The organism is Lacrimispora sphenoides, assembly GCF_900105215.1.
Taxonomy (GTDB): Bacteria; Bacillota; Clostridia; order Lachnospirales; family Lachnospiraceae; genus Lacrimispora; species Lacrimispora sphenoides_A.
This window is the reverse complement of record NZ_FOIP01000001.1, coordinates 1845620-1864922: the sequence shown is the minus strand read 5'-3', so window position 1 is coordinate 1864922 and position 19303 is coordinate 1845620. Positions and strand designations below refer to the sequence as shown.

Below are 19303 nucleotides of genomic sequence, written 5' to 3'. Positions count from 1 at the left end.
TGCGCCCAGCGCAGACCGTGGACGGATGGCACTCTGGAGACATCTGCAGCTATGCAGGGGCCGAAGGGGCAAGCGCTTAGGCGCGAAACTCTCAGGCAAAAGGACAGAGGCGATTTTTCCCTTTCTTTTTGGAATATCGCGTGATCTCTGTTTTTTTGTGAGCGGGAGTATATCCCGCTCTTTTTTTATCAAAAAACATGAAGGAAGGGAAGTAGAAAACCAATGCAAGCAATTAATGAATTTTTCAACAAGCTGGACTCAGCAATTTGGGGGTTACCCATGATTGTACTGCTGTTTGGCACTCACTTATTTTTGACCGTGCGTACAGGCTTTATCCAGCGAAAAACCTTTACAGCCATTAAGCTGTCTGTAACAAAAGACCCTGATTCACCAGGTGAGGTCAGCCAGTTTCAGGCGCTGACTACTGCCCTTGCTTCTACCATCGGTACCGGCAATATTGTGGGAGTTGGCACGGCGGTGTTCTTAGGCGGCCCGGGTGCTGTTCTCTGGTGCTGGCTCACCGGCGTATTCGGCATTGCTACCAAATATTCTGAATCCCTGATTGCAGTTAAATATCGTGTGCAGACGAAGGATGGACGAATGCAGGGAGGTGCCATGTATGCACTGGAGCGTGCATTGGGCTTAAAGTGGCTTGGCGTACTCTTTGCACTATTCGCCCTGTTTGCTTCCTTTGGCATTGGAAGCGGGACTCAGATCAATGCCATCGCTGAGATTATCGAAAACAACGTACCGCTGCCGATCCCGCGCATTGCAATCGGCCTTGTCTTCGGTGTTATTACTGCTGTGGTTATTATCGGCGGCATCAAGTCCATCGCAACGGTGTGCGAGAAGCTTGTACCATTTATGGCGGCTTTCTATGTGGCAGGCTGTCTGATCATTCTTAGTATCAATGCTGATTTCATCCTTCCTGCACTTAAGGCGATTGTGACCCTGGCCTTTAAACCCGGTGCGGTTGCAGGCGGGCTGGTTGGCCGGGGTATTATGCTTGCCATGCAGTACGGCATTGCCCGCGGCTTATTTTCCAATGAGTCCGGTATGGGTTCCGCACCGTTAGTAGCTTCGGCTGCGCAGACACGTAATCCGGTGCGTCAGGCGCTGGTTTCCTCAACCGGAACCTTCTGGGATACGGTTGTTGTCTGCCTTATGACTGGTCTGGTCCTTGTTTCGACCATAATGAAAAACCCGGACATCAACATGGATATGATACAAAACGGCGGACAGATGACCACCGCTGCTTTCAGTCAGATTCCTGTGCTTGGGCCGGTGATTCTGGTAGTTGGAATCATTACTTTTGCTTATTCCACCATTCTAGGCTGGTCTTATTACGGGGAACGATGCTGCGAGTACTTATTCGGCACCAAGGGGATGCTGCCCTATAAAATCATCTTCGTATCAATCGTAGTTGTCGGTCCTGTACTGTCTCTGGATTTGGTATGGACGATTTCAGACATCCTAAACGCACTGATGGCGATTCCCAATCTTGTGGCTGTTCTGCTTTTATCGGGCGTTGTGGCAAAGGATACAAAGTACTATCTGAGCCACTTAGATGAAAGGGACGAAACGCCGATTCCGGTCATAGATAAATAACAACGAAAAACCTCCTGCCTTTCCTTGGCTGCAAAAAATAATTCTTCTATTTAAACGAATTATTGTACAGTCCGCGTAAAGCAGGAGGTTTTTTATCATTTTATCCAGCAAAGCCATTAACCTTTGACTCCGCCTCCGGTAATGCCGGCAATGATCTTCTCCGACAAAAAGATATAAAGAATAAAGGTAGGAAGAAATACGATGATAACGGATGCGAACATTCCAGACCAGTCTCCTGTATATTTCATAGAATTGATCATGGAATATAGCCCTACCGCAACCGGCCGTACCCTGTCGGAGTTGGCAAAAATCAGGGAAATGAAATACTCATTCCATATATTAATAAAATTAAAAATAGTAACCGTTATGATCCCGGACTGAGCCATGGGAAACATGATCAGCCAGAAAGCCCTCATGGGCGGACAGCCGTCAATAGCCGCCGCTTCCTCGTAGGCTCTGGAGATATTGGCAAAAAATGTGAGAAGAAAAATTGTTGTATAAGGAACATTGATCCCCACATAAAGAAATATCAGCACCGCTTTGTTTGCAATGTAGTTGTTTAACACGTTCATACCGGCGATCAGGCTGAACAGGGGAAGAACGATCATGACCACAGGCACCCCCATGGCAGACACAAGGCTGGTCTGGATCATCTTATTCCCTGCAAAGCGAAAGCGGGACAATACATACGCGGCAGGCGCACAGATCAAAACAAGAAGCGTACATGAAATAACGGAATACATCAGGGAATTAAAGAAAATAGCGGACACATTGGAATTAGTCCAGGCCTTTGCATAGTTTTCAAAATGAATTCCCTGGGACAAAACATGGCCTGAAAAGATGGCCTTTGTCGTAGAAAAGCTGGCGGCTACCACCCAGCCCAGCAATACAATGGTAAATAATATCCAAACACTAAGGAGCAGATATCCCGGAAAAAGCTTAAGCTCTCTTTTCCAGTTAAATGGCTCCATAAACCCTTTCTTTTTAGCCATAGATCCCCCTCCTTAGAATTCCAGATCATCCTCTTTTATCAGTTTATTGCATAGCAGGAATACCGCAACCACACAGATGCTTAAAAGGACACCGATTGCCGCACCCAGGCCTGCATTCCGCTCGGTCATGCTGTTGCCTGCACCAAAAATCATCATATACATATAAACCATGGGAGTAATGGTCTGGGTATCCGCCGTAACCGTTGAAAACAGCTGGGACCAGACGAAAAAGCCCACCGATGTAACGCTCCACATGGTGATATTGGTTTTAAATACCCCCTTTAACAGAGGAAGGGTGATATAGCGGAACTGGTTTACCTTATTTGCTCCATCCAGAGTGGCTGCCTCATAGTAGTCCTCTCCGATCCGCTCGATCCCGCTTGCAAATATCAGCATGTGATATCCTACCATGCCAAAACAGTAGGCAACCAGCAGGGCCATGAATTTATGATCATTATCAAGCCACTGGACTTTGGATAAGTATTTAAGCCCCATGGCGGAAAATACATTTTTAAGGAGACCGAACTTAGGGCTGTATACATACTGAAGCCACATGGTCGCAAGGGCGACCGCACTGACTACGTTGGGAAGATAGATCATTGCCCTGAAAAAGCTTTTAAAGCGTATCCCGCTGGTGAGGATCACTGCAAACAAAAGAGCGAGAGACATAACAACCAGTCCGCCTATTAACCAGATGCGGAACAGATTCCACATGGAAATGCGGAATAAGCTGGTCGACGCAAGCTTACTGTAATTGGCCAATCCGGTAAACTGCCACTTGGTCATTGAATCCGTGATTCCTTCAATTTTAAAGAAGCTCATTAAAATTGTCCTAAAAATGGGATAAAGGAATACAAGGACAAACATTAATACTGCCGGTGTTAGAAATACGGCAATCATTGTCTTATTCTTCTTCACGTTAAATACCTCCCCCGGCTTTCCTTAATTACAGGGTGACACCGCCAAAGCGGTGCCACCATAAAATTCTATTGATCCGGATTATTTGCCTGCTGCTTTAAGAGCATCCACGAACCCAGTCGCTGTAATGGAACCTCCGCAAAGCTTCATAAAGTTCTCTTTAATAATCGGTGTTAAGTCAGCATTGGCTTCCGCTCCGGCTGCCCAGGGATAACGCACGCTTAAGCTCTCCATAACAGGCTTCACACTGGCAAGCTGTGCCGGCCACTCTGAATTTCTGGAATCTGCAGGAATACCCATAGACAGTTCGGACATCTTCTTGTCAAATTCTCCCTGGGTGATGTATTCAATCAGCTTAAATGCATTTTCTCCATTTTTGGAATTCTTGTTGATCGCCAAAACCTGAGCACCGTAGTTGGAGGCATTGGTACCATCTTTTCCGCCTTCCACTGTCGGATAGCTGAAGCAGCCCCATTTAAAGTCTTCTCCTGCCATATCCTTTACTTCATTTGGAAGCCAGGAGCCGTTCAAATACATGGCTGCTGTTCCAAGTGCAAGTTCCTGGTTCTGTCCGGCAGGCCATACGTTGGAAGCAATCGTTTCTGAAAAATACCCTTTCTGTGCAAAGGCTTCATAAGCCTGAGCTGTTTTAAGAACTGCCGGGTCATCCCACTTGCCTTCCTTTACAACAGCCTCTGTTCCCGGTTCGCCTAAAAGTCTGGACATATGATAGCCAAACATGGCTGTTATGTAAGCGTCATCACAGGTAATGGGAGTGTAGCCTGCATCCTTGATCTTCTGGCATGCTGCGTCAAGCTCTTCCCAGGTCTTTGGCACCTCCTTGATTCCTGCCTCATCGAAAATAGTCTGATTATAGAAAAATGCAAATACATTGGGCTGGTAAGGAATGGATTTTAATGTTCCATCTCCCACTTCCCGGCAAGCACTCATTAAGCCTGCATTGGCGTTGGCTTCATAGCCGGAAGTCTTTACTAAATCCTCCAGATCCATTAAGTACTGTCCCCATGTGGTATTTACACGGTCAATATCCTCGTCAAATAAGTCAATGTTGGTTCCCGCATCCAAAGCCGGCTGCAGACCTTCACGGATTCCCGTACGTCCCTTAAACTGAACATCAACCTTCACTCCTGTATCTGCAGTGAATTTGTCAATTGCCATCTGGATCGCCTGGCCCTGAGGCTCTGTTGCTTCCCACATGGACCAGTAAATAAGCCCTTCCCCGCCGCCTGCAGCCGTTTCCTTCGGTGCATCTGTGGCCGCTCCGCCAGCTGCAGCAGCTGTGGTTGCAGTGGTGGCCCCTCCTGCGCATCCTGCCAGAAGACCGGCAGCCATGACCGCACTTAGCATAATACCCATAAAACGTCTTTTCATAATTTTACCTCCCTATGTTATCCGACTTTTCTGTCAGATGTTCTTGGTGAATCTATATTATTATACTTTTGGGCAAAATGCTTTGTACAAAAGGTCATCATTTTTAACAATTTAGATTTTTATCATTTGCTTTTTTCATAATTAGAAGTTAAAATACAGGTAAATTATATACTATTTGCACAATATTGCATTTGTAAAGGCAAAAGCATTTAGTCTATGAAACCAGGGGGAAATGTATGAAATATAAGTATACGGAATTAACAGAAGAGGTGACCATACACCGGATCATCAGCATCCATTATTTTGAATATATGAGCGACTTCACGTTTGCGGGGGAATCTCATAACTTTTGGGAATTGCTTTGTGTTGATAAGGGAGAAGTGGATGTGGTGGCTGATCATGAACGGCTGACGCTTCAAAAAGGAGAGGTTATTTTCCATCAGCCAAATGAATTCCACAGGGTTCTAGCCAATGGGGTCATTGCTCCCAACCTTGTGGTCATAGGATTTGACTGCCAATCGCCTCATATGTCCTTTTTTAAAGAGCAGATACTTAAGGTTGGGCAAGAGGAGCAGGAGCTTCTGGCACGGATCATTGCAGAGGCGCGCCTGTGCTTTGAAGGAAGACTTGACAATCCCTATCAGGAAGTGCTGGTACGAAAGGACCACGGGCCCTTTGCGGCAGAGCAGATGATTAAGATTTATCTGGAACAGTTCCTGATACAAATGTACCGCCATTCCTTTTCAGCCAAACAGGCTCCTGCCCTCCTTAAGGACACCCCTTCCGCAGAAGACATCTATGAAACTATCCTTTGTTATTTCGAAAAGAACATCTGCAGCCAGCTGACCATTGATCAGATCAGCCGGGATAATTTAATCAGCACTTCCCAGTTAAAAAAGCTTTTCTCAGAAAAGGGGAACACCGGCGTCATTGAATATTTTAACAGTATGAAAATCGATGCGGCCAAGCAGCTCATCCGGAACCGGAAGCTTAATTTTACCCAGATCGCCAATCAGCTAGGATATACCTCAGTACACTATTTTTCCAGGCAATTCAAGCATTTGACCGGAATGAACCCTTCGGAGTATGCCACCTCCATAAAAAAGCTGTCTGAGAAAAATATACTGCGTGAAACAAGCCATTAGGCTTTTGTCTGAATTCTTAGGGAATATTACTGGCCAGTTTGCCTTATTGCAGCAATGTGAGTCATAGTTTTTATCTATAGGTATCTATATTTATTTGGTATTACGTAATAACCCCATTCCCGTGTTATTATTTGTTGTAAAATAAATAGAAGGGACTTTGCTGCGAAGACAAGGCCGGCCCTAAACCCAGTCTTGAATACATGGTTCAGGCAGCAAGGCGGTTAAGAAATGAAACTATCTAATATCTTAAAAAATAAGGCGACGTTATCTTTTGAAGTTTTTCCACCCAAAAGAACCGATTCTATCCAGACAATTTACAATACACTTAATGCTTTGCATGAACTGAATCCCGACTTTATCAGCGTAACCTATGGAGCAGGCGGCAATGGCAACGATCAAACAACCTGTGAAATTGCATCCACGATTAAGAGTCAATACAATATTGAAAGTTTGGCCCATTTAACTTGTGCCGGTCTTTCGAAAGAAGATTTGCTTTATCAGCTGGAGAATTTTAAGCAAAATGGAATTGAAAATATCCTTGCGCTCCGTGGAGATATTTTAGATCCCAATCAGCCCAGAGGTGACTTTTCCTATGCCAGTGATATGATTTCATTTATTAAGGAGCATGGAGATTTTGACATAACAGCGGCTTGCTATCCTGAAGGGCATACGGAATCAAAGAATCTCATTGAAGACATTCACAATTTGAAGAGAAAGGTGGATTCTGGAGCGGATCAGTTAATTACACAGCTTTTCTTCCATAATGACTATCTTTATCGATTTCAGGAACGCTGTTCCCTCGCAGGGATCCATGTCCCGATTGAAGCAGGCATTATGCCGGTAATCAATAAGAAGCAGATCGAACGCATGGTATCACTCTGCCATGTGGAACTGCCCTCGAAATTCATTGCGATGATGAACCGGTACGAAAATAATCCGGATGCAATGCGTGATGCAGGCATTGCTTATGCAATTGATCAAATTGTTGATCTTGTTGTGCACGGAGTCAATGGCATTCATCTTTATACAATGAACAATCCTTACATAGCAAAGAAAATACACGAAGCGGTTCATCAGCTGATTCGGGAGTAATAAAACAAAGACTTCACCGGTATGTGGTGAAGTCTTTGTTTTGCTTACTTGTCCGCCTTATATCTTTATATCACAAATTTTATATAAGTCCTGTCATCAATGGCGGTTTTTCCGTTTGTGAAACCTGACCCAGCTTTATAATTTTCAATGCACAACGGATCATGTTCCTTAAGTTCCTTTAAATACAACTCGCTTTCATACAATGATGGTTCTAATCTGGGGTATCCGTCAGATGCTAATATGACCGTATCCCCCTCTTCCACGTCACGGATGATTATCTTTGAAAAATCATCACAAAAACCATCCAATACATTAAATCCATACTTGCCGCCTTTATCACAGTTGGAAAAGTATAGCTGGTTTTTTATGACAGGAAAGATAATTTCATGAGATGGGTCGGAAATACATAGTTCTTCTACTGATTTTCCGCTGATAAGCTCTGATTGAAGATATACTGATCTCACTTCCGCCAGCAATAGATCGATTTCCATTTCTTCTTGAAACACTTGCCCGTTAATGCTGAATTGGCAATCTCCAAAGCACCAAATCTGTTGATATCTGCGGCTGTAAATCACAATGGTAGACCGTATTCTCTCCGCTGTATTTTTAAGAAAAAAATCATCGTTGCCATTGTATTGCTTATGAAGCTGGGAATTTAAATATTCCAATACCTGAACCGCACTTTCACTTCCGTTTAATTGTTCCATAGCATTCAACAGAGTTTCCTTCGCATGAAATCCGCTGGTCTTATTGTTCCATAAAATATCCCCTTTGGCAGTGACTCCATCCATTACAGCAATAAATTTATCATTGATAAATAACCCATCCTCACATAAAGCATCATCACCATACTTTGACGCTATGAATTGTTCAATAATTTGCATTCTCATTATGTATGCAATATACAGACATACGTTCCTTTCTTAATTCTTACTACTAAAATTGATGTAATCCTTTTGTAATTGACAGCCAAACAAAAGAAAAAAGTACCCGTCCATGGAATGAAAATCCTAAGGATAGATACTTTGACAACGGAAACTATCAGTTTTAATTATCACGATAGTAAAAAACTTGTAATTAAATTATTTTAAACTCATCTTCCTGGTTTAAAACAGTTCTTATATCTTTTTGCATTTGGCTTATTTTAATACGTTTCAGCGAATTCATAAACTCCAATAAGTAGTCTATTTTATTTTTCATTCCCTGAATTTCCATTTCTACATTTCCGCTCTCAAGGTTCTTTATCCATCCAGTTAATTTTAATCTTAATGCCAGCTGCTCTATTTCCAGGCGAAAACCAACGCGCTGTACTCTTCCAGAAAAAATAATATGATACCGCATGATCTTATCCGGTTCAAATTCTGGAATATTAATTTTTCTCACCTGTTCAATGACATAATTATTCCTGACCTGTTTCAACATCTTTTTTATCTTCATCTTTACCTCAAAATAAATTCATATTTTATCAGTATTAAAGTCCAACGGTAATCTGAAATAATAGCTCTTTGATGGGTTGAAAAGAAATCATAGAGCAATCTGCTCCCGGCTGGCCACCATTAAGACCAGCCGGTGCATCATGCAGGGCAAAGGCCCCTTAGCCTTTACCTGTATCCGTTAGGATTCCCGGACTGCCATCTCCAGGAGTCCTCACACATCTCGTCAATTCCGCGTTTTGCTTCCCAGTCAAGCTCCTTTTTAGCAAGAGCTGCATCTGCATAGCATTCTGCAATATCGCCTAGGCGGCGGGGCTTGATGGAATATGGGATATTTTTTCCGCATGCCTTAGAAAACGCTTCGATCATCTGAAGCACGCTAAAGCCCTGCCCGGTTCCCAGATTATAGATACGTACCAATGGCTCTGAGGAGGCCATCTTTTCAAGGGCTTTTACATGCCCAAGGGCCAGATCTACCACATGGATATAATCCCTGACTCCGGTTCCATCAGGTGTGTCATAGTCATTTCCAAATACTCCGACTTCTTTCAGCTTGCCGACTGCAACCTGGGTAATGTAGGGTGTTAAGTTATTGGGGATTCCCGCAGGATCTTCTCCGATTAAACCGCTCTTATGAGCGCCAACAGGATTGAAATAGCGGAGAATGATCACACTCCATTCCGGATCAGCGGTATGAAGGTCTGTGAGGATCTGCTCCAGCATGCCTTTTGTCTGCCCGTAAGGATTGGTAATGGCACCTTTGGGGCATTCTTCCGTGATCGGCACAAAAGCCGGATCTCCGTATACGGTTGCTGAGGAGCTGAATATGATGTTCTTTACCTTATGCTCCCTCATAACATCACACAGAATCAGAGTTCCGGTGATGTTATTGTGGTAATATTCCAAAGGTTTGGCAACGGACTCTCCCACAGCCTTTAATCCGGCAAAATGGATGACAGCATCGATTTTCTCATTATCAAATATCGCATCTAATGCATCCCGGTCCAAAAGGTCTGCTTCATAGAAGGTCACCGTTTTCCCGGTAATGCCTTCTACCCGCTCCAGGGACACCCTGGAGGAGTTACAAAGGTTATCCACTACAACAACTTCATGACCTTGTTCCAAAAGCTCAATGCATGTATGGCTGCCGATATATCCGGCGCCTCCGGTTACCAATATTCTCATATTCTCTCCTCTTTCTTTTTCATATTTTGTTTACGAATGACTCAAGTGAATTATTTTTCACTCTTGCGGACAATTTCTTCCATCTCATTCCACTTCTTTTCCATGTCGGCTACAAGAGCAAACTGGGTTCTGGTACGGTCCAGATTGTGATTTTCTCTGCTTGTATGGAAATAAGTATCTCCCTGAAGGAAATCTGTAAGGAAGCGGACGCCGCACTCAAAGGTCATCAGCTTTGCTCCCATAGGAAGCATCTCCTTTTCCTCTGTCGTCAGACTTCCCTTGCAACCCTCTATATATCCCCTGGTATAGGTCTCAAACAGAGGAAGGGACAAGGATACCTTGCTCACATCAGGCTCATCCTCTTCTGCCGTATTGGCCCCAAAACGGATGGAATCGCCAAAATCAAAGATGGACAGACCTGGCATAATCGTATCCAAGTCAATCACGCACAGGGCTTCCCCTGTTTCATCATCGATCATGATGTTATTAAGCTTAGTATCATTGTGGGTAACACAGAGAGGAAGCCTGCCTTCCTTTAACATATCCATGGCAATGGATGCCTCTTTCTCCCGGTCAAGGGCGAATTTTATTTCAGCCTCTACCAGATGGGCACGGCCGCAGATATCTGCTTTCACAGCCGCCTTAAAGGCTTCCATACGAACCGGGGTGTTGTGGAAATTAGGAATGGTTTCCGCCAGTTCATCTGCCGGGTATTCTGCCAGCAGGCGTTTAAACCGCCCGAATGCCTTACCGCTCCGGTAGAAATCCTCCGGCTGTCTTACCTTATCATAGGTGGTGGCCCCTCCAATAAAAAGATAGCCTCTCCAATAATTTCCGTCACTGTCCTGACAGTAATCCTTACCATCTTTTGCTTTTACAATATTAAGCGTCTCCCTGGCCGGATCTCCGCCCTGAGCCTGAATCCTTTCCCGCAAAAAGGAAGTGACGCCTGCAATGTTTCTCATAAGAGAAACCGGATCCTTAAAGACTTCATGGTTGATTCTCTGGATGATGTAGTGTTTTTCCCCTTCTTCTGTCTTGCAGATCAGACGAAATGTATCATTAATATGACCGCTACCATAGCGGTTCCATGAAACCGGCTCTCCCTCAAAGGTCAGAAGCCCGATGGCCTCTCTGATTTTTCCGCACTGTGCGTCTCCCATTACTTTTCCTCCCATAGCTTTTCCGGATACAGGCCAGCTTCTTTCAGTTCTTTGATGGCACTTACCACCGTCTCTTTGTCTTCTTTGTAAGTGACTCCGTACCAGCGGTCCACGCTCTTAAGTACTGAAACCTCTGCCTTGTCTTCCTTTAACAGCTCATCAACCACAAAGGGAAGGAAGTATTCACACTTCAACGGATTTACAGGAAGCTCTCTGTCTAAAAATGCGGCAAACCGTTCCTCAAGCTCCTTTAATATGCTGCTTGTAAATCCCCACATGTTCATGGACACGATGGTGTCCTCTCCAAGTTCAGTCCAGGTTTTCCCGTCATCTTCTGTAAATTCCGCCATGTCGCCATGCTTTTCGATCCTGGTCCGCTCATGAATGTCAACGAGCATTCCTGCTTCATCGGTGCTGCACACACCTCTTGCCACATGACCGTTTTCCGTCAGGGTGTTGTAAAGCTGGTAGCCTACCATGGTGTACTGGTATTTCTCCCCGTCAGAAACCTTATTAAGCTGGTTATAAATGGAAACAAAGGCACTTCTTCCGTAGTAATCATCTGCATTAATAACTGCAAAAGGTCCGTCTACCACGTCCTTGCAGCATAAAATTGCATGTCCTGTTCCCCAGGGCTTTACTCTTCCCTCCGGTATCTCATAACCTTCCGGAAGCTTATCAAGCTCCTGATATACGTATTCTACCTGCACATGAGCCGCCATGCGGTTCCCGATGTTTTCTTTAAATTCCTGTTCAATGTCTTTCTTAATGATAAAGACAACCTTTTCAAATCCAGCCCAAACTGCATCATAGATAGAAAAATCAATGATCTTGTTTCCATGGGCATCTACAGGATCAATCTGCTTTAAGCCACCGTAGCGGCTTCCCATACCTGCTGCCATAATTACCAGAACCGGTTTCTTGTTCATCGATGTTACCTCCTAAATTCTATTAACCTCAGTATAATGAATGCAGGCCAAAAGATATTTGCACTATTTATTATTTAATTTGCATTATCGTTCTCTTCTCACCATTTTACCATGGAATGTGGTATACTGTCTATAACACATTCACATCTGGACGGAAGGAGGTTTCCATGGTATATAAAAGCACCCAGCTGCGTTCCTCAGCGATTGTTAAAAAGGTTATAACCATTCACTATTTTGAATACATGAGCGATTTCTCCTTTCCAGGGGAAAGCCATGACTTCTGGGAGTTCGTGTGCGTTGACAAGGGAGTCATCGATGTAATGGCCGGAGATAAGCGGATTCCTTTAAAGCGGGGAAACATCATCTTCCACAAGCCCGGGGAGTTTCACAACATCCTGACCAACGGAACTGTTGCACCCAATCTGGTGGTGGTAAGCTTTGAATGCAACTCTCCCTTCATGAAATCCTTTGAGGGAGAAGTCCTGTCCGTACAGGAGACGGAGATGGCTCTGCTGGCGCAAATCATCATTGAGGCAAGGAATGCCTTTTCAGGAAGGCTTGACAATCCCTACCAGGAGGAACTGGTGCGAAGGCAGCCTTCCCTGTCCTTTGGAGCAGAGCAGCTGATCGGAAATTATTTAGAAGAGCTGATCATCCATCTTTACCGCAGATACTTTTCAAATCCGGAGCAGATTTCCACGGGACGGGTCACTGCAAGTCCCATGCACGGAGATGCACATAACCGCATCATCCGATATATGGAGGAGCATATCGGGGAACACCTTACCATCGAAACCATCTGCCGGGATAATCTAACCGGACGGTCGCAGCTGCAGAAAATTTTCCATAAAGCATATGGCTGCGGGGTCATCGATTTCTTTACCGGCATGAAAATCGACGCAGCCAAGCAGTTGATCCGCAGCAACCAATTGAACTTTACTGAAATTGCAGACCGTTTGGGTTATACCTCTGTCCACTATTTTTCCAGGCAGTTCAAAAAGCTGACCGGGATGACGCCGTCGGAATATGCCACCTCCATACGGTCACTTTCGGAAAAAGGTATGGAAAAGCAATAGCCCCGGGGCTCAAACGATAGGAAAAGGCGGGAAATATCCCCGCCTAGCCTACTTTTAATTTAAATTTCTTTACTTCATGTTCAGAATCTACCTTTTCAATCATGGCGCCAAGGCCCTGTAGCTTTTCTTCAAAGCATTCATAGCCCCTCTGGATATATCCGATCTCATCCACAACCGTATATCCATCCGCAGCTAATCCGGCAATCACCAGCGCTGCACCTGCACGGAGATCAGGAGCGTTGACAAACGCCCCGGTAAAGCCATCTGCACCGTCAATAACGGCTACATTTCCTTCTACTTTGACATTTGCTCCCATACGGGAAAGCTCATCTACATAGCGGAAACGGTTTTCAAAAATACTCTCTGTAACTACGCTGGTGCCTTTTGCAAGGGCCAGGGTCACTGTCATCTGAGGCTGCATATCCGTTGGAAATCCCGGATATGGAAGTGTCTTGATATCGGTATGTTTCTGATAGGACTTCCCTACTACACGGACCGCATCATCAAACTCTACAACCTCACATCCCATCTCCAAAAGCTTTGCAGAAATGGCCTCTAAATGCTTAGGGATGACATTTCTTACCATAACATCTCCACGGGTGATGGCAGCAGCACACATAAAGGTACCTGCTTCAATTTGGTCCGGAATGATGGAGTATTCGGTTCCATGGAGCTTTCTCACCCCACGGATACGGATGGTATCCGTGCCGGCGCCTTTGATGTTAGCACCCATACTGTTTAAAAAGTTTGCCACATCAACTACATGAGGCTCTTTTGCCACGTTTTCCAGTATCGTTTGTCCCTCTGCAAGGGTAGCAGCCATCATGACGTTGATGGTAGCCCCAACGCTTACCACATCCAGATAGATATGGCTTGCCACCAAATCAATGGCATGGGCAATTACGGCCCCCCGTTCAATCCTCACATCAGCTCCAAGAGCGCGAAATCCTTTTAAGTGCTGGTCAATGGGCCTGCTTCCGATGTTACAGCCTCCCGGAAGGGGAACCTGGGCGCTTTTGTATTTGCCAAGCATGGCTCCTATAAAATAATAGGAAGCCCTGATCTTACGGATATAATCATCATCTACCGAAACTTCCCGGATGGTCTTTCCATTGATGCAGACCGTATGTCTGTCAATCCGCTCTACCTTGGCACCGATCTCCTCTATAGCCTCCAGCAACACATTTATATCTCTGACATCAGGTAAATTATCGATCAGAACATCCTCATCTGTCATGATCGCTGCTGCCAGAATTCCTAAAGCGGCATTCTTTGCTCCGCCAATGGTCACTTCACCGACCAGGGGATTTCCGCCCTTCATAATATACTGCTCCATTTCACACCTCTGATTATCATGTTATCTATTACAAATTTCTTAAATTTTTTCCATTAGCCTTTTATGATTATAACATATCTTATGAATTTGTAAAGAGAACGCGTTTTCTATTCCGTAAATACTCCGCAGACAAAGTCATTCCCCTGGCCGGAAAAGTATGCAGAGGCATCATTTAAGCCCATCTTCTGGCTCTCTCCGGTTCCTGGATTATAGACCGTAACATTATAGGAATCATAGCCGGAAAGGAGCACATAGCCGCCCTGAATAGTATAGGCTGCCACCGGACATCCATGGCCGATGAAATACAATACCTGGCTTAACGTACAGCCCCTGGCATCTAACATAAGGACTCCATCCCCATAGAAGCTGTTATCACTAAACCCTTCCAGGTTCCGCAGAAAGGCTGCTCCTGTTTTTAGAGGCTCCTTCATATTGCGGACCGGCGGACGGTTCACCCGGCTCCATATGATTTCCTGATTCTTATCGGTCACAACTCCCATCTTGTCATAGGCAAGGGCAAGGGCATCCGTAAAGCTTCGGCTGCCTCCGAGATAATGGCCTCCCCCATAGGCATAAAACAGGTTTTCCTGGTTTCTGGAATTCCCCTTTAGCTCCACCACTTCCGTGGTTTCATAGGCTACCTTTTTGGGAACCGCAATTTTTATTTCCCGGCTCACCGCGTCTTTATCCAGCTGGACAAAATACAGCTTTCTCCTGTCCTCCGAGGCATACCAGCCAATGCCTTCCATCTCTCCGTCTGCAAGTTCCTGATTACAGACAATGGTATCCTGTTTAAAAGCCACATAAGACTGATCACCGGATTTTGATACCTGAGTAAGATGGATCCTGCTGTTATCCACGGACACATCTGCAATATAAACATTCTCATGTTCATATTCCTTAACGATCTTTCCGCTTTGGTCCATGATCTCGATCCGGTACATGGGAGCATCCTTTGTCCTTCCGTTTTGCACCCACACATCGCCTTTTCGGGCAATTCCATAAATGAAATCATCCCCTACAAATCCAAGGGGCCTGTAAATATTATCCTCGCCGCCGGTTATCTCTCTTTTCACTCCGGTATCCAGATCCATGAGATGAACCACTCCGGCTCCATAAAGTTCACTGCTCTCCTGCCAAGCAAAACGGCTCGACCTGCTGTTGACCGCATATCCGCCCTCAACCAGGGAGTCCGCCAGGACCATATATTCATTGCTGTTTAAATCAATACCGTAAACCGCCCGGTCCGACATCAGATAAAGCATCCCATTGGTTCCCACATGAGCCAGCTGGTCGATGTCTTCCTTAAGTACCTCAAAGGACAGGGTCACGGGAGTGAAGAAACGCTCCGTGGTGGCGTTGTCCTGACTGCTGTACTGATACATGGCGACACCTAAGCTTCCCTCGTGAATCCCACGGTTCATATACCCATAAACCAGAAAATCCACATCCCCGTTATCTTTGACCGACAATATCTTAATATCATGCTGGTTGTAGCCGCTGCGAAGCCCATCGTCTTCGCCGCTTCGGAAGGAGAACACCTTTACCGCATGCTCACGGTTCTGGTCAAAGGCCCAGAGATCACGGTTTACCACATAGGCCAGGCAATCCCCTGACGGGCTTTTAGCCGTTCGTATTTCATCCGGGTTTGTAATCCCAAGCATAATCCGTTTACCGGAGAACAATCCTTTCTGGCCGGAAAACACCTGATTGGTATTGCGTTCAAAATCCATAAGGTAGATACGCCTGCTGTCCCATTTCATGGTAAAACTGTCTTCCACCTCATAAAACTCCTGAATATCATCTTCTCCGTTCCTGGTCACCTCATAGTCCAGTTTCACGCTGCACATGACTCCATCTAAGTCTTTCAGAGTAACCCTTATGTCTCCTTCCGGTTTCACGGAAAGCCCTCCCCATGTGAGCTGGGAAAAGCTGGAGCGAATGGTCACATGGCCAAGGGAGCTGTTATCCTCTCCCTCGCTGGTTTCCAGATAAGTGGTAAGCTGCCGGGCCTGATCATAATCAAAGGTCCGGGTCGTAAAATCAACTGCAAAATCGATCATATCCTTTGCATTGGTGCTGTCCGTCCATATAATGCGGGTATAATAAAGCAGCTTCCCATTCCCGGAGGTATCCAGCGTCAGGATGAGAAGGTATTCCTTATCCTTTGTCAAAAGGTTCTGAATCGGAAGCGTGGCCGTGACACCTCCCTCTCCCTCGTTCCATGTATTTACCTCTGTCCGTTCCACCAGACGTCCCAGATCCATACTTCGGACTTCATACTCAATCCCCTGGATGCTGCCTTTATAATCCGAGATCTGTATGTTCATAGACCTGTCTGCAGGAAGGACGGTAAGGGCTTCCCTGGAAACTGCCTGCTTCATATCCTGGGTGTACCCATGGAGAAGGTTCATCTTTCTTCCGTACATATCGGAATATACCACAGGCAAAGCCGCCTCCTCCATGGAGGTATACACCATAACATCACTTTTTTCTGTATCTTTCTGATTCCACATAAAATAAACTGCGATTGCCGCAATAAAAACCGCAGATAAGATTCCTATTTTTTTAACTAATCGATTCATCCTGAATTTCCTCTGTTTTTTCTTCAACCTTGTCTTCTTTATTGTATACAATAATATCCAAAACTACAATGAAAAATTTCTTAAACATTCGTTAAACGCCGGGCATCCGGTGCTGCAAATCATAGATATGAGGTAATGTATAATCTTGGGAATTGTGGCTAATGAAAAAAAAATTACGTTTAGGAAGAAAAAAAACGCGATAATTACGACTATATTTCGTTAAAATGTTGTCGTGGTATAATGTTAGTGCGAATTATTGGTAGTGCTACGACTACTGTATATGAAAATGAGTATAAGGATTAGGTGGTAATATTAAAAAAATCTTAATAAACAATTTGGGATATTTTACAATTATTCTAGCAAGAATTATTGCAGAAAAAGATAAACCAATGCTTCTTGGTTAAATATTAGGGGGATCCGGTATGAATAAAGCAGATTTTTGATCTGTCTTATTCAGATGCAAAAAAACAGTTGAAAGAACTAGTTATAATCTTTCAACTGTTTTGTAAATTATTATGACGTTGATTTTTAGCTTAACTTACTGACATTGATTTAGCTGCTGCTTCTCTTCTCCCTATGTGCAAAGTCCGCTGCGGCATCTCCTGCGGTGCATTTCATTAAGCAGAAGTACATTAACAACGCCATCTAACCAACCATCATCGAGACTCTGGGCCCAAGGTCCTCTCGGTCCCCATGGCCCCCATGGTCCCCACGGTCCTCTCGGTCCACCACATGGCCCCCATGGTCCGCAGGGTCCCCATGGCCCTCTTGGCCCCCACGGTCCTCTTGGACCTCTTGGACCTCTTGGACCTCTCGGACCTCTTGGCCCCCACGGTTGATCCCATGACGAATCACGGTCCTGAGACAACAGATCCGATTCATCCATCTCGTCTGCTCCCCACTCCATTTGTTCTGCACTTTCCTGCTCTGCAGCCGACTGTTCTGTGTCTACTGGTTCTGCTGCCAGTTCATCAATTAGGATACCATCCCTGCGTATTTGGTCACAGATGGAATCGCAGACCTGGTTGATCATCAAACGATCCGGATATTCGTCATACATGGGACTGTTTTTATAATCCAGATGATCACACGCTGAAACTACGTATTCCTGCAAACGTTTCATATGTCCTGGGTACATTCCTTGTAAATATTCCAAATCCTGTACAATGGAATCTTTTCTTTCAAAGGAACGCTCTGCGGCACTCCTATCGCCATAAAGCATATATGGCTCCAGTTCCTGAAATCTGTTTCCATAAGTATAATCCGGGTTAATCGGCACGGCTGTTATCACTCCCTGCTTTCTGCTTATACAACACTATAATATGCAAAGCAAAAAGGGAAAGTGCAAAATCCCCTTAAATGAAAATACGGTTTTCTGATAGACAACCGATCAGAAAACCGTTTATTATTATTACCTCACATCGAACAGGCGCTCCGGATATACACCTTCGGAAACCAGGTTTCGGATAGCCGCCGCCACAGCGGGCTTGTCCTCTTTATAGGTCACGCCAAACCACCGGTCTCTTGTTTCAAGCACCGTTACCTGCGCTTTCTGGGCCCCGACAAGCTTATCGATGATCTTAGGAAGCAGATATTCCGTTTTCACATCCCCTTCTTTTAAACCGGCCAAAAATCCGGGGAATCCTCCCTCCAGTTCCTCAAGAAACGCAGGGGAAAGCCCCCACATATTCATGGAAACATTCTGGTTCAAAGGGATCCTCACCGGGGTTCCTTCCTCACTGCGGCCTTCCGCCCAGTCATCGCATTGCCTGATCTCGTACGTCTCTGTAACCCCTTTTAAGATTCCTCTTTCATCCACCTGGCATACTCCACGGGTTACTCCTCCATTTTCGCTTAAGGTATTGCCAAGAACAAATCCTCCCATGCAGATATCAAAAGGCTTTGACATTGGATCCATCTCATTCACCAGGTATTCATGAATCTTTATAAAACCTTCTTTTCCATAATAATCGTCCGCATTGATGACGACAAAAGGTTCATGAATCACCGTTTTGGCACATAAAAGTGCCTGGCCGGTTCCCCATGGCTTTGTTCTTTCGGCTGGCTTTGTATAACCTTTTGGAAGGTCATCAAGTTCCTGATAAGCATACTCCACATGAGCAATCTTTTCGATCCTCTTTCCTATGATCTCCTTAAAATCCTGTTCCAGATCCTTTCTTATGATGAACACAACTTTGTCAAATCCGGCATTCAGTGCATCGTATATGGAATAGTCCATGATAATCTCACCGCTTGGTCCTACCGGTTCCAGCTGTTTGATTCCTCCGCCAAACCGGCTTCCAATGCCCGCCGCCATAATCACTAATGATGTTTTCTTCATAATTTATCCCCCTGTTTGTATAATCTGCCTAATAGTATACCACAAAAAAAAGGTTTAATCCATAAATGCCGGATTATCCCAAATTCCTGCATTTTAACTGCAATAATG

General features: G+C 44.9%; 16 protein-coding genes and 1 riboswitch. Of the genes, 4 read left to right on the top strand and 12 right to left on the bottom strand.

The annotated features are described in order from the left end of the window. The first annotated feature begins 23 nt into the window (after nucleotides 1–23). Nucleotides 24–116: riboswitch (glycine riboswitch) on the top strand. A 106-nt stretch (nucleotides 117–222) separates the two neighbouring features. Beyond that, nucleotides 223–1608 carry an alanine/glycine:cation symporter family protein gene (locus BMW45_RS08580; RefSeq protein ID WP_092242266.1) on the top strand — a complete coding sequence of 462 codons (1386 nt, stop codon included), beginning with the start codon at nucleotides 223–225 and terminating at the stop codon, nucleotides 1606–1608. 116 nt (nucleotides 1609–1724) lie between these two features. Here the strand turns inward: BMW45_RS08580 and BMW45_RS08575 are convergent, their stop codons facing one another. From BMW45_RS08575 to BMW45_RS08565, 3 genes are all read right to left on the bottom strand, one after another. Then, nucleotides 1725–2600 carry a carbohydrate ABC transporter permease gene (locus tag BMW45_RS08575; protein ID WP_092242263.1) on the bottom strand — a complete coding sequence of 292 codons (876 nt, stop codon included), beginning with the start codon at nucleotides 2598–2600 and terminating at the stop codon, nucleotides 1725–1727. Between the two features lie 12 nt (nucleotides 2601–2612). Further along, nucleotides 2613–3518, bottom strand: a complete 906-nt coding sequence (locus BMW45_RS08570) for a carbohydrate ABC transporter permease (protein WP_025230246.1) — start codon at nucleotides 3516–3518, stop codon at nucleotides 2613–2615. 81 nt (nucleotides 3519–3599) lie between these two features. Next, on the bottom strand, nucleotides 3600–4910 hold the full coding sequence (locus BMW45_RS08565) for an ABC transporter substrate-binding protein (RefSeq protein WP_092242260.1): 1311 nt from the start codon (nucleotides 4908–4910) through the stop codon (nucleotides 3600–3602). A gap of 236 nt (nucleotides 4911–5146) precedes the next feature. Here BMW45_RS08565 and BMW45_RS08560 point away from each other — a divergent pair, with 236 nt between their 5' ends. Together BMW45_RS08560 and metF are read left to right on the top strand one after the other, a co-directional pair. Beyond that, nucleotides 5147–6055, top strand: coding sequence for an AraC family transcriptional regulator (locus BMW45_RS08560; RefSeq protein ID WP_092242257.1), 909 nt, complete (start codon nucleotides 5147–5149; stop codon nucleotides 6053–6055). 228 nt (nucleotides 6056–6283) lie between these two features. After that, entirely contained in the window at nucleotides 6284–7147 is an 864-nt protein-coding gene (gene metF / locus BMW45_RS08555; protein WP_092242254.1) for a methylenetetrahydrofolate reductase [NAD(P)H], read from the top strand. Between the two features lie 65 nt (nucleotides 7148–7212). On the opposite strand, the gene BMW45_RS08550 is transcribed toward metF, so the two are convergent. From BMW45_RS08550 to BMW45_RS08530, 5 genes are all read right to left on the bottom strand, one after another. After that, nucleotides 7213–8031 carry a hypothetical protein gene (locus BMW45_RS08550; protein ID WP_092242252.1) on the bottom strand — a complete coding sequence of 273 codons (819 nt, stop codon included), beginning with the start codon at nucleotides 8029–8031 and terminating at the stop codon, nucleotides 7213–7215. 193 nt (nucleotides 8032–8224) lie between these two features. Continuing rightward, the gene (locus tag BMW45_RS08545) at nucleotides 8225–8584 is read right to left on the bottom strand and encodes an acylphosphatase (RefSeq protein WP_092242249.1); all 360 of its coding nucleotides are present in this window, start codon (nucleotides 8582–8584) and stop codon (nucleotides 8225–8227) included. A gap of 164 nt (nucleotides 8585–8748) precedes the next feature. Beyond that, entirely contained in the window at nucleotides 8749–9765 is a 1017-nt protein-coding gene (gene galE, locus BMW45_RS08540) for a UDP-glucose 4-epimerase GalE (protein ID WP_092242246.1), read from the bottom strand. 50 nt (nucleotides 9766–9815) lie between these two features. Then, nucleotides 9816–10928: a phosphotransferase enzyme family protein gene (locus BMW45_RS08535; protein ID WP_092242244.1), complete on the bottom strand. Its 1113-nt coding sequence runs from the start codon at nucleotides 10926–10928 to the stop codon at nucleotides 9816–9818. Further along, nucleotides 10928–11857, bottom strand: a complete 930-nt coding sequence (locus BMW45_RS08530; protein WP_092242242.1) for a nucleotidyltransferase family protein — start codon at nucleotides 11855–11857, stop codon at nucleotides 10928–10930. Before BMW45_RS08530 ends, BMW45_RS08535 begins: the two co-directional genes overlap by 1 nt. A gap of 167 nt (nucleotides 11858–12024) precedes the next feature. Between BMW45_RS08530 and BMW45_RS08525 the strand changes: the two genes are divergently transcribed. Next, nucleotides 12025–12933 carry an AraC family transcriptional regulator gene (locus BMW45_RS08525; protein WP_025230255.1) on the top strand — a complete coding sequence of 303 codons (909 nt, stop codon included), beginning with the start codon at nucleotides 12025–12027 and terminating at the stop codon, nucleotides 12931–12933. A 43-nt stretch (nucleotides 12934–12976) separates the two neighbouring features. On the opposite strand, the gene BMW45_RS08520 is transcribed toward BMW45_RS08525, so the two are convergent. From BMW45_RS08520 to BMW45_RS08505, 4 genes are all read right to left on the bottom strand, one after another. Then, nucleotides 12977–14269 carry a UDP-N-acetylglucosamine 1-carboxyvinyltransferase gene (locus BMW45_RS08520; protein WP_092242240.1) on the bottom strand — a complete coding sequence of 431 codons (1293 nt, stop codon included), beginning with the start codon at nucleotides 14267–14269 and terminating at the stop codon, nucleotides 12977–12979. A 107-nt stretch (nucleotides 14270–14376) separates the two neighbouring features. After that, nucleotides 14377–16854, bottom strand: coding sequence for a hypothetical protein (locus BMW45_RS08515; protein ID WP_092242238.1), 2478 nt, complete (start codon nucleotides 16852–16854; stop codon nucleotides 14377–14379). 574 nt (nucleotides 16855–17428) lie between these two features. Then, nucleotides 17429–18145: a hypothetical protein gene (locus tag BMW45_RS27425; protein WP_143057019.1), complete on the bottom strand. Its 717-nt coding sequence runs from the start codon at nucleotides 18143–18145 to the stop codon at nucleotides 17429–17431. A 120-nt stretch (nucleotides 18146–18265) separates the two neighbouring features. Further along, nucleotides 18266–19195: a sugar phosphate nucleotidyltransferase gene (locus BMW45_RS08505; protein WP_092242236.1), complete on the bottom strand. Its 930-nt coding sequence runs from the start codon at nucleotides 19193–19195 to the stop codon at nucleotides 18266–18268. Nucleotides 19196–19303 lie beyond the last annotated feature (108 nt).